We start from the raw sequence: 11324 nt of genomic DNA on the forward strand, positions 1-11324 counted from the left end.
GGTAAGAGCGGCGATGGCTAATCCTCAGGCGTCGCCAAGAGATGTACATAATGTGACTATTTAATTGTCACATGCGCAAATGGAGAGCAAGCTTTCCCCCTGCGGTCAAATTGACCTCGAGGATATGAATGAAAAGCGCCCGGTAATCGCCGGGCGCCTTTTTATCTCGGGGTTTCCTGTCGCCGCCCGTTTCAGCGGCGAGCGGCAACCGCATGGACGATAATTCCACGGACACATGACGCTGCCCGGCGCCTGGCCAGATGAAGGCGGCTGGTCAAACCCGGCACCGACGCAGTGATGCATGTTTTACGAAATAGCATTATGATCGGCTGAGCGCCTGACCGGCGAAGGGATTGGACCCGCGGATATATGATCCCGTGCGGCCATGGAGAGGATAGCTGGATTTGGAACGGCTGAAGGATCTGAACGGTATTTCCGCGCTGGCAGACGGCGGTTCCACATCGCCTCCGTATGAACGGCCCGGCGTCGTGGCCGCCGCCGTTTATCAGCATGGGCAACGCATTCGCGACATCAGGATAGAGGAGGCCGGCGAATGGCGAAGCCGGGAGAATGCCGTCGTCTGGATCGGCCTGCACGAGCCGGATGAAGTGCTGCTGCATCAGGTCCAGGCCGAGTTCAATCTCCATGCCCTGGCGATCGAGGATGCGGCGCAGCCCCACCAGCGCCCCAAACTGGAAATTTACGGCGACGCGATGTTCATCGTCGCCCGGACCGCCCATATGAAGGATGACGAAATCGTCTTCGGCGAAACGCATCTGTTCGTCGGTCGCGGTTATGTTGTTTCCGTCCGCCACGGCGACTCGTCCTCCTATCTGGCGGTGCGTCAGCGATGCGAGGCCACGCCGGCAGCACTTGCCCATGGCGAGAATTATATTCTCTATTCCATCCTCGATTTCATCGTCGACAACTACATGCCTGTCATCGAGGTCGTGCAGGAGGAGGTCGAGAAGCTCGAGGATCTGGTGCTGCGCGAACAGCTGGAAAAGTCCGACATCGAGCGGCTTTACCTGTTGCGGCGCAAGCTGCTGCGGCTGCGCAACGCCGTGGTGCCGCTCGTGGACGTCTGTCGGCGGTACGAGCACATCGATCTTCCCGGCATGGATCCGACGCTCCAATCGCTGTTTCGCGATGTGACCGATCACGTCCGCCGGGTTCAGGAAGATATCGATGCGTTGCGCGAGGTCCTTGCCTTCGCCTTCGAGGCCAGCGTGATGATTGGCCAGACGGAGCAGACGGCGATCGCCCGCAAGCTCGCCGCCTGGGCGGCGATCCTCGCCGTTCCCACCGCGATCGCCGGTATCTATGGGATGAACTTCAACGAGATGCCGGAATTGAAATTCCAGTATGGCTATTTCGTCGTGCTTGGCGTCATCGTCACCTTGTGCCTGGGCCTCTTCACTTTCTTCCGTCGGAAGAAGTGGCTCTAAATATGTGATGCGGGGGTATGCGGTAGACATTCGGCTTGGGCAAGGTACGTCAGCACAACGCCTTCAGCAGCCGGTCCCGATTGCTGCGAACGTAGTCCATATCGCTGAGATACAGCCGGGCGTCTCCGGCAACCACGTCCTCCATGAACGTCTCATCTCCGGCGCCCGCACTTGCCAGCATGAAATCGACGAGCGCCTGCAGCCGCCTGCAGATCATCTCAGGGAACTGGAGCCGGTCTTCCATCGTCGCCCCATATGCCGTGCAAAACATTTCCGCGCGATGCAGCTGTTCGTCGAGGCCGAAGGTCACATGAGGATTGGCGGGATCGGAAAGCGGCGCCCAGCGGTAAACCGAATAGGCCAGATCCCACAGGCGCTGCGCGGGATGGGCGGTGTCGAAATCGATGATCCCGACAGCTTCATGGTCTGCCGTCGCGACATTGTAGGGCGCATAGTCGCCGTGGCATATGATCTCGCGCGGCTCCTGTGGCGGCAGCATCCATGTCTGGATCTCGCGATCCGATTCCAGAAACCCCTGAGATGCCGAATGAAAATCGCGCAGAAGCCTGGCTGCGGAAAGCAGCATGCGTTCCGATCCGACAAATTGGTCGCTCAGGTCTTTGCAGACGCGCCCGCTGACATAACTGACGACTTCCTGATTCTCGGTTATCTCGATAGGATCCGGCGCTCCCGGAAAGCCTCTGCTCCTGAGATGGCGCAGAAACCGGTGCACCGTCGGCGTCCATGCGCCGGAAGGCCTTCTGACGGTGTTGCCGTCACGCCAGATCTGCCCGGTTCGTCCGCCCTCCAACAGTTTCACGTTCCGGCCTCCAGACGTTCTTTATGCGAATTCAGTTTTTCGATATGGGCCTGAACCGTGGCGCCAAGGTTTGTCTCTTGGCAGTTCCGGTAGAACGCCACGACGTCGGAAGGCATTCCGTCAGGGATGGGGACGAAATCTTCAAGCCGCAGGCCGCTTGAACTGCCCAGTTGCGGATCCGCCAGCTGGCTCTCGCTCAAACTGCCGACACGATCGGCCAGGGCTTGGAAATAGGCGAGGTTGTCATCCACCGCCGAAGGAGAGCGCGTCCGGCCATGCGCAGGGATGACCAGTCTTGCATTGAGGTCGCGTATCCGCTCGAGCGAGGAACGGATCAAGCGCAGGTCGCCGGCATTTTTGCTCCAGACTTCGGGGATGGGGTATTCTACCGCGTCGGCGGCCAGGCAGATGCGAAGTTCGGGAATCCATACGGCGATATGGTCGGGCGTGTGTCCGGGCGTATGAATGAGTTCCAGCGTCAGATCGCCGCCGTTGAGGGTCATCGAGCCGGAAAACGTAATATCGGGACCGATGAGGTCGACGTTCCGAAACCTCGAATCCTGGCTTGCCTTGTCCCTCAGGACTTCCCGTGCGGAAGGGTCGTGTAAACGGTCGAGCGTGGCGGCATGCGCGATAATCGGAGCGCGCCCCGCAATGGCGGCATTCCCCCAGAAATGATCCCAATCCATATGCGAATTGATGACGATCAGCGGACGAGCGTTCATCTGTTCCCCGAGCAGGTCCAGCGCCGTCAGGCACAGTTCGGGCGTTCCGAGCGTATCGATCAGGACATTGAACCTTTCGGTCCGGACGAACACGGCATCAACTTCGTCTCCCGCCCTGACGATCACGATTCGATCATCGAGTTCGGGGTATGAACACAATTCCACCAATGGATCCACGTCTGTCGCCTTTATTGCAATCGCAGAGATTCATTCCGATACAGTCACGTTCGGGCGCCTACTCTCTCAGAACGCTGCGGGGCGGCGGCGGGGTCTCCGTCGGCAGCCAAACGGGTCATCGTCCCAGAAAGCGCAAGACTATTCAATTATGTCGCGAACCTTCAAGGTCCGTCTGCGCAGTTCAAGGCTTTTGACGCGCGTATCGAGCGCGTTCCAGCGGTCCTCGCCGGTGCGGCCGGCGATGTCTGGCGCAACCTGAATTGAAACTTTCGGTGGAACAACGTCCGGCAACAGAAGTTTGCCTTCAAACCAAACTCGAGCGGCGGCCGATGTCATTCTCTCCAAACCAGGGTGTGTTGAGCACCCCACCCCGGATCTATTATGTCAATCCACTCCTTCTTCAGGGTATCGACGCGTGGCGCGAGGTTTTCGACCATGCTGCGGATACCGGTTTCGATCGTGTGCTGACGGCACCTCTGTTCGATCGGGGCGGGGGGCGCAGTATCTTTGCCTCCCAGCATCTGGCCCGTCTCGATCCTCAACTGTCGCTCGGAAGCGCAGTCGAGGATGGGGTGGCACGCCTGGCGGAGGCCGCCCGCAAGAGCGGCGTCGCTCTGATGATGGATCTGATGCTCGACGGCAAAGCCCGGGATACCAAGGCAGGCTTTCGCCCTGTCGATCCGAGACGCTCACCATTGGATCCGGCGGAACCGATGACTGCGATGGAGGCGGAGTCTCAATCCCGGCTGTTGGAAGATTGGACCGAACGGCTTCGACAATTGGCCGGTCTAGGCCTCTCTGGCTATCGGGTGCTCGGGATCGATCGCATTGCGCCGGCGGCTTTCAAATCGCTGATTTCGGCGGTGCGCCAGAAGGCGGACGCGCAATTCTTCGCCTGGACGCCCGGCACTGATTTTGGGGCGAGGAGCGCGGTCAAGAATACGGGCTTTGATGGATGTTTTTCATCGATGGCCTGGTGGGATTTTGACGAGAGATGGTTCATCGAAGAACACCGCGTCCAGAAGCAGCTAGGCTGGCAGATCGCTTTTCCGGAGCCGCCATTCGCCAGGCGGATCGCGCACGGAACCGAGAGCCGCGAAATCGTTGAACGGCGCGCCATAAGGGCGCTGCGCCTAGCTGCCTCGCTCGGCGGCGGCCTGATGGTTCCGATGGGCTTCGAATATGGCGCAGCCGCGCCGCTCGATCCGACCCATGGGAATGGAACGGGTTTGCGGGGACTGCGGCATGACCTTGCTTTCGATATCTCCTCCGAAATTCGCCTTGCGAACACCGAGATCGGCAATAAACCCCACGCGCCGACCGCATCGCTTCGGCTCATCCGCAACGCCAACGGACCAGTCTCAGCGCTGCTGCAGTCTGAGGCGGAAGACCTTCGTAGCACCGAGAATGTGCGGTTCATCCTGCTCAACAGGGATCTTCGGAAAAGTGCGCCCGCTCCAGTGACCGCACTGCGCGAAGCGGCCTCCGGTTTTCTGCCCGCCGCAGCCGACGGCACGGCTCTGCGGCTACGGGCAGGGGAGACCCTGGTGGTCGAAGGCAAGGCGCCGGCGCCGATCACATCCCGGCAGATCCTCGACGCTGAGCAGGCGACGGCGTCGCCGCGGCTCGCCATCGAAAACATCACGCCGCAGGTCGACGGCGGGCGCTTTCCCGTCAAGCGGGTGGTCGGCGACATCCTCACCGTCGAGGCGGATATATTCGCCGACGGCCACGACCCGATCGCCGCAGTCCTGCTCTGGCGGCCGCTCGATGCGGCGGATTGGAACGAGACGGAGATGCAACTGGTCGAAAACGACCGCTGGCGCGCCGAACTCCTGCTGGAACGCATTGGACGTTATGAATTTGCCGTCGAGGCATGGAGGAACCCGTTTGCGATCTTTCGCTACGAACTGACGAAGAAGAACGATGCCCGGCTGGACCTGAAGCTTGAGCTGCAGGAGGGGTTGAACCTAGTTCGTTCGGCTGAGACGCATGCAGGCGCCGCGCTCGGCACCGACTTGAAGGCCCTCGTCAGCAGTCTCGAAAGAGCTTCGGATGCCGAGCGCACGGCGATCCTGCTCGATGCCCGAACATCGGAATTGATGAACAAGGCGGACAAGCGGCCGTTTCGGCTTCGCTCGACGGCAAGCGCCGTCGATGCCGAACGCAAGGAGGCTGCCTTTGCCAGCTGGTACCAGATCTTCCCGCGATCGCAGAGCGGCGATCCGAACCGACACGGCACCTTCGACGACGTCATCCCGAGGTTGCCCGCCATCCGTGACATGGGCTTCGACGTGCTCTATTTCCCGCCCATTCATCCGATCGGTTCGACCAACCGGAAAGGCCGCAACAACAGCCTGAAAGCAGGGCCAGATGACCCCGGGAGCCCCTATGCCATCGGCTCCGAGGAGGGCGGCCATGATGCCATCCACCCCGAGCTCGGCGAGTTCGAGGATTTCCGCCGGCTGGTGGAGGAGGCAAGCCGGCACGGTCTGGAGATCGCTCTCGACCTGGCGATCCAGGCGTCGCCGGATCACCCCTGGCTGAAGGAGCATCCCGGCTGGTTCGACTGGCGTCCCGACGGCACGATCAAATACGCCGAAAACCCGCCGAAGAAATACGAGGACATAGTCAACGTCGATTTCTACACAAAAGATGCGCTGCCTTCACTATGGGTGGAGCTCAGGGATATCGTCCAGCTTTGGGTGGACCAGGGCGTCAAGCTGTTTCGCGTCGACAATCCGCACACAAAACCCTTTCCGTTCTGGGAATGGCTGATCGGCGATATCAGGGCCCGTCATCCCGATGTGATCTTCCTATCGGAGGCCTTCACCAAGCCGAAGGTGATGTACCGCTTGGCGAAGATCGGCTTCTCCCAGTCCTACACCTATTTCACCTGGCGCAATGCCAAGTGGGAACTTGAGCAATATATGCGGGAGCTGACAGAGACGGCGCCGAAGGAATTCTTCCGCCCGCATTTCTTCGTCAACACGCACGATATCAATCCGGATTTCCTGCAGAACGCGCCGCGCCCGGCCTTCCTGATCCGCGCAGCACTTGCCGCCACCCTTTCGGGATTGTGGGGCGTTTATAACGGTTTCGAACTTTGCGAGGGGCGTCCCGATGCCAAGCGCAAGGAATATGCCGACAGCGAGAAATACGAAATCCGCGCCTGGGACTACGACCGCCCGGGCAATATCATCGCTGAGATCAGGATGCTCAACCGCATCCGGAACGAAAATCTTGCCCTGCATTCGCATCTCGGGCTGACGCTGCTAAACGCCTCGAATGACAACATTTTGTTCTTCGAGAAGGCGAGCCGCGCCCGCGACAATGTTTTGTTGATCGCCATCAGTCTCGACCCCCACAATTTCCAGCAGAGCGACGTCGAGCTGCCACTCTGGAAGTGGTCGCTCGGAGACGGTGGAGCGCTCGACGCCGAAGACTTGGTCGCTGGGCATCGGTTCAGATGGAATGGCAAGTGGCAGAGAGTGAGCTTCAACCCTCAGATCCTGCCCTTTGCGATCTGGCGCGTTCGCGCAGCGGAGGCATGAATGGACACCTTGAATCCTGATGGTATGAACCAGCCGCTCTGGTACAAAGACGCTATCATCTACCAGCTGCACATCAAGTCGTTCTACGACGCCAATGGCGACGGGGTCGGCGACTTCGCCGGCCTGCACCAGAAGCTCGATCACATCGCAGCCCTCGGCGTCAATGCCATCTGGCTTTTGCCTTTCTTTCCCTCTCCGCGCCGAGACGACGGGTACGACATCGCCGACTATGGCAGTGTCAGCTCCGATTACGGAACGGTGGAGGATTTCCGGGCTTTCGTCGACGCCGCCCACCAGCGCAATATCCGCGTCATCATCGAACTCGTCATTAATCACACCTCCGATCAGCATCCCTGGTTCCAGCGCGCGCGCCAGGCGCCGGCGGGGTCGCCGGAGCGCGACTTCTACGTCTGGTCCGATACCGATCAGAAATTTCCGGAAACGCGGATCATTTTCATCGATACGGAAAAATCCAACTGGACATGGGACGCGGTCGCCGGCGCCTATTACTGGCACCGTTTCTATTCCCATCAGCCCGACCTCAATTTCGATAGCCCCCTTGTCATGGAGGAATTGCTGAGGGTGATGCGCTTCTGGCTGGAAACCGGCATCGACGGTTTTCGTCTCGACGCGATCCCCTACCTCGTCGAGCGCGAGGGGACGATCAACGAAAACCTGCCGGAAACCCATGCAATCCTCAAACGGATACGCGCCGCGCTCGATGCCACCCACCCCGGCGTGATGCTGCTTGCCGAGGCCAATCAATGGCCGGAGGACACGCGCGAATATTTCGGAGAGGGTGACGAATGCCATATGGCCTTCCACTTCCCGCTGATGCCGCGCATGTATATGGCCATCGCCAAGGAAGACCGGTTCCCGATCACCGACATCCTGCGCCAGACGCCTGAAATTCCCGACAACTGCCAATGGGCGATCTTCCTTCGCAACCACGACGAGCTGACGCTCGAAATGGTGACCGACGCCGAGCGGGATTATCTCTGGGAGACCTATGCATCCGACAAACGTGCCCGCATCAATCTCGGCATAAGGCGGCGCTTAGCGCCGTTGATGGAGCGCGACCGCCGGCGGATCGAGCTGATGAACGCGCTTCTCCTCTCGATGCCGGGAACGCCTGTCATCTATTACGGCGACGAGATCGGCATGGGTGACAACATCTATCTCGGCGACCGGGACGGGGTGCGGACGCCGATGCAATGGTCGCCGGACCGTAACGGCGGCTTCTCCAGGGTAGACCCGGCGCGTCTCGTCCTGCCGCCGGTCGCAGATCCCCTTTACGGTTTCGAGGCGGTCAACGTCGAGGCGCAGAGCACGGATGCGCATTCGCTGCTCAACTGGACGCGCAAGATGCTGGCGCTGCGCGGCAGGCATCCGGCCTTCGGGCGCGGCTCATTGCGGTTCCTCTCGCCTGAGAATCGCAAGATCCTTGCTTATCTCAGGGAGTATGAGGGCGAGACGCTGATGTGCGTCGCAAACCTCTCGCGGCTGCCCCAGGCGGTCGAGCTCGACCTCTCGGCTTTCGAGGGCCGCGTACCGATCGAATTGACCGGCATGTCGCCCTTTCCGCCGATCGGCCAGCTGACCTATCTGCTAACATTGCCGCCCTACGGTTTCTTCTGGTTCCAGCTGGAGGCCGATGCCGACCCACCGGCATGGCGCACCGCGCCGCCGGAGCAGCTTCCCGATCTGGTGACGATGGTCATCCGCCGCGGCCTGCTCGATCTTGTCGATGAACCCAAGCTTGCGCGCACCCTCAGCACCGAAATCCTGCCGGCCTATCTCGCGAAGCGGCGGTGGTTCGGGGCGAAAGACCAGGCGCTTCAGGCGGCACGTCTGATCTCCGCAACGCCGATCCCGTTTGCCGACGGCATCGTTCTCGGCGAATTGGAAGCCGTGCTGCCGAACCACAGCGAATCCTACCAGCTGCCGCTGGCGGTTGCCTGGGACGATGCGCAACCGTCCGCGCTGACCCAGCAGCTGGCACTCGGACGGATTCGCCAGGGTAGGCGCGTCGGTTTCCTGACAGACGGATTTGCCGTGGAGGCAATGGCGCGTGGCATCCTGCGTGGGCTTGGAGACCGCTCGCGCATCACCGGCCGCACCGGCACCCTCGAATTTCTCGGCACCGAGCGGCTCGACCGCCTCGAAGTCACCGACGACCTTCCGGTCCATTGGCTCTCGGCCGAGCAGTCCAACAGCTCGCTGATCGTCGGCGACCTCGCGATGATCAAGCTGATCAGGCACATCTTTCCCGGCATTCATCCGGAGGTCGAGATGACGCGCTATCTGACGCGCGCCGGCTATGACCACACGGCGCCCCTGCTCGGCGAGGTCGCGCATACGGATTCCAGCGGACGCCGTTCGACCTTGATCATCGTCCAGGGCGCGATCCGCAATCAGGGCGACGCCTGGAACTGGATGTTGAACAATCTGCGCCGTGGGGCAGACGAACTCGTGCTGAACGACCCGGCTGTCCAACCGGGCGATGACGTCTTTCGGCCGTTGATCAGCTTCGTCGCGATGGTCGGCCTCAGGCTCGGCGAACTGCATGTCGTGCTCGCCGGGGATACCGGGGACGAGGCCTTCAGCCCGGTGGTCGCTGGCGACAGTGAGGTCGAAGCGATAAAGAAGGCGGTTGCCGGCGAGGTCGCCTATGCCCTGTCGAAGCTCGACGAACGCGCGGAGAATGCCGATCCCGCCATCGACCTGCTTGCGGCACCGCTTCTCGAGCGCCGCTCCGAACTCGTCGAACTCGCCGCAACGCTGGCGGAAAGCACCCGTGATATGCTGATGACGCGCACGCATGGCGATTTTCATCTTGGCCAGATCCTCGTCAGCGAAGGCGATGCCGTCATCATCGACTTCGAGGGCGAGCCCGCGAAAAACCTGACCGAGCGCCGGGCCAAGACAAACCCGCTGCGTGATGTCGCCGGGCTTTTGAGATCGCTGAACTACCTCGCGGCCACCGCCCAACTCGATAACGACGCGGTCATCGAACATGAGAACGAAGTCCGGCGCGAGGCGATCGCCCGCTTCGGGCGCCATGCTGAGGAGGCCTTTCTCGATGCCTATTCGCAGGCGGTCTCCGTATCGAAGGAGCTTGACATGCCACCCGATCAAAGACGGAGGGTTCTCGATGCCTTTCTTCTCGAAAAGGCCGCCTATGAGATCGCCTATGAGGCCCGCAACAGGCCGAAATGGCTTCCGATCCCGCTATCCGGCTTTATCGAAATCGTATCGCGTCTGGCGGGGGTCAAGGCATGAATGTTGAGCGCTCGGAACTCCTGGCGGGCATCGGACAGGATGCGCTATGGGCCTTGATCGAGGGCCGCCACGGCGATCCGTTTTCGATCCTCGGCCCCCACCAAAGCGGTGGCATGACGATCGTGCGGGTGTATCTGCCCGGCGCGGAAGCGGTCGATCTCATCGATGCGACGAGCGGCCGGGTGGTGGCGCCGTTCAGCATCGCCCACCCGTCCGGCCTGTTTGCTGCGGCGGCCGCCTCGAGGACGGGATACCGGCTGCGGATCACATGGCCGGATGCAGTCCAGATCACCGAGGACCCCTACAGTTTCGGCCTGCTGCTCGGAGAGCTCGACCTCCATCTGATTTCGGAGGGCACCCACTATAGTCTAAGCCGGACGCTCGGCGCGGTGGCGATATCGATCGACGATATATCAGGCGTTCGTTTCGCCGTGTGGGCCCCGAATGCGCGCCGCGTCTCGGTCGTCGGCGACTTCAACGCCTGGGATGGGCGACGAAACCCGATGCGGCTGAGACAGTCGGCGGGCGTCTGGGAGCTGTTTATCCCGCGGCTGGCCCCCGGCGAGAGATATAAGTTCGAGATCGTCGATGCTGAGGGGACCTGCCTGCCGCAGAAGGCCGATCCGGTGGCGAGGGCGAGCGAGGCCGCTCCGTCCACCGCCTCGATCGTCGCATCGTCGACGCCGTTCCGATGGACTGATGACGGCTGGATGAAGGGCCGGTCCCGACAAGACAGGCTGGAGAGTGCGTTCTCCGTCTATGAGGTGCACGTCGGCTCCTGGCTTCGCGATCAAAAGGACGGCAACAGGTCGCTCGACTGGGTCGAACTCAGCCAGCGGCTGGTTCCCTATGTCAGCGACATGGGCTTTACCCATATCGAGCTGCTTCCGATCATGGAGCATCCGTTCGGCGGCTCCTGGGGCTATCAGCCGCTCGGCCTGTTCGCTCCCACTGGCCGATATGGGACGCCTGAGGACTTCGCCTATTTTATCGACCGGTGCCATGGCGCCGGGCTAGGCGTCATCCTCGATTGGGTGCCGGCCCATTTTCCTACAGACGTCTGGGGACTTGCCCGCTTCGACGGCAGCGCGCTCTACGAGCACGAAGATCCGCGTGAAGGCTTTCACCGCGACTGGAACACGCTGATCTACAATCTCGGCCGCAACGAGGTAAAGGGGTTTCTGATCGCCAGCGCGCTGGAGTGGCTGGAGCGCTACCATATCGACGGCTTGCGGGTCGATGCCGTTGCCTCGATGCTCTACCGCGACTATAGCCGCAACGAGGGCGAATGGATTCCCAACCAATATGGCGGCCGGGA

General features: G+C 61.2%; 8 protein-coding genes. 4 read left to right on the plus strand and 4 right to left on the minus strand.

All coding sequences use genetic code 11. The annotated features are described in order from the left end of the window. Positions 1 to 67: 67 nt before the first annotated feature. Positions 68 to 214 carry a hypothetical protein gene (locus FY112_RS36605; RefSeq protein WP_181018158.1) on the minus strand — a complete coding sequence of 49 codons (147 nt, stop codon included), beginning with the start codon at positions 212 to 214 and terminating at the stop codon, positions 68 to 70. Between the two features lie 190 nt (positions 215 to 404). Here FY112_RS36605 and corA point away from each other — a divergent pair, with 190 nt between their 5' ends. Then, complete coding sequence (gene corA / locus FY112_RS04795; protein ID WP_027664735.1) at positions 405 to 1448, plus strand: magnesium/cobalt transporter CorA; 1044 nt, start codon at positions 405 to 407, stop codon at positions 1446 to 1448. 49 nt (positions 1449 to 1497) lie between these two features. On the opposite strand, the gene FY112_RS04800 is transcribed toward corA, so the two are convergent. The 3 genes from FY112_RS04800 to FY112_RS04810 form a co-directional block, all read right to left on the minus strand. Beyond that, positions 1498 to 2268 (minus strand): aminoglycoside phosphotransferase family protein, encoded by a 771-nt coding sequence (locus tag FY112_RS04800; protein ID WP_151517843.1) that lies wholly within the window; start codon positions 2266 to 2268, stop codon positions 1498 to 1500. Continuing rightward, positions 2265 to 3170: an MBL fold metallo-hydrolase gene (locus tag FY112_RS04805; protein WP_151517844.1), complete on the minus strand. Its 906-nt coding sequence runs from the start codon at positions 3168 to 3170 to the stop codon at positions 2265 to 2267. The genes FY112_RS04800 and FY112_RS04805 overlap by 4 nt, the downstream gene beginning before the upstream one ends. A 138-nt stretch (positions 3171 to 3308) precedes the next feature. Next, the gene (locus FY112_RS04810) at positions 3309 to 3506 is read right to left on the minus strand and encodes a hypothetical protein (RefSeq protein ID WP_062942900.1); all 198 of its coding nucleotides are present in this window, start codon (positions 3504 to 3506) and stop codon (positions 3309 to 3311) included. Between FY112_RS04810 and FY112_RS04815 the strand changes: the two genes are divergently transcribed. The 3 genes from FY112_RS04815 to glgB all read left to right on the plus strand — a co-directional run. Beyond that, the gene (locus FY112_RS04815; RefSeq protein WP_151517845.1) at positions 3500 to 6724 is read left to right on the plus strand and encodes an alpha-1,4-glucan--maltose-1-phosphate maltosyltransferase; all 3225 of its coding nucleotides are present in this window, start codon (positions 3500 to 3502) and stop codon (positions 6722 to 6724) included. The genes FY112_RS04810 and FY112_RS04815 overlap by 7 nt on opposite strands. Then, the gene (treS, locus tag FY112_RS04820; protein WP_151517846.1) at positions 6725 to 10006 is read left to right on the plus strand and encodes a maltose alpha-D-glucosyltransferase; all 3282 of its coding nucleotides are present in this window, start codon (positions 6725 to 6727) and stop codon (positions 10004 to 10006) included. After that, positions 10003 to 11324, plus strand: a 1322-nt coding sequence (gene glgB / locus FY112_RS04825) for a 1,4-alpha-glucan branching enzyme (RefSeq protein WP_151517847.1), incomplete at its 3' end; no start/stop codon positions are given. The genes treS and glgB, both read left to right, overlap by 4 nt.

Source organism: Rhizobium sp. PEPV16, assembly GCF_008919455.1.
In the GTDB taxonomy this organism is placed as follows: Bacteria; Pseudomonadota; Alphaproteobacteria; order Rhizobiales; family Rhizobiaceae; genus Rhizobium; species Rhizobium leguminosarum_Q.

Excerpts from the sequence above, each read along its gene's own strand:
- treS (WP_151517846.1), top strand. The coding sequence starts at position 6,725 with ATGGACACCTTGAATCCTGATGGTATGAACCAGCCGCTCTGGTACAAA.
- FY112_RS36605 (WP_181018158.1), bottom strand. The coding sequence starts at position 214 with ATGCGGTTGCCGCTCGCCGCTGAAACGGGCGGCGACAGGAAACCCCGA.
- FY112_RS04810 (WP_062942900.1), bottom strand. The coding sequence starts at position 3,506 with ATGACATCGGCCGCCGCTCGAGTTTGGTTTGAAGGCAAACTTCTGTTG.
- FY112_RS04815 (WP_151517845.1), top strand. The coding sequence starts at position 3,500 with ATGTCATTCTCTCCAAACCAGGGTGTGTTGAGCACCCCACCCCGGATC.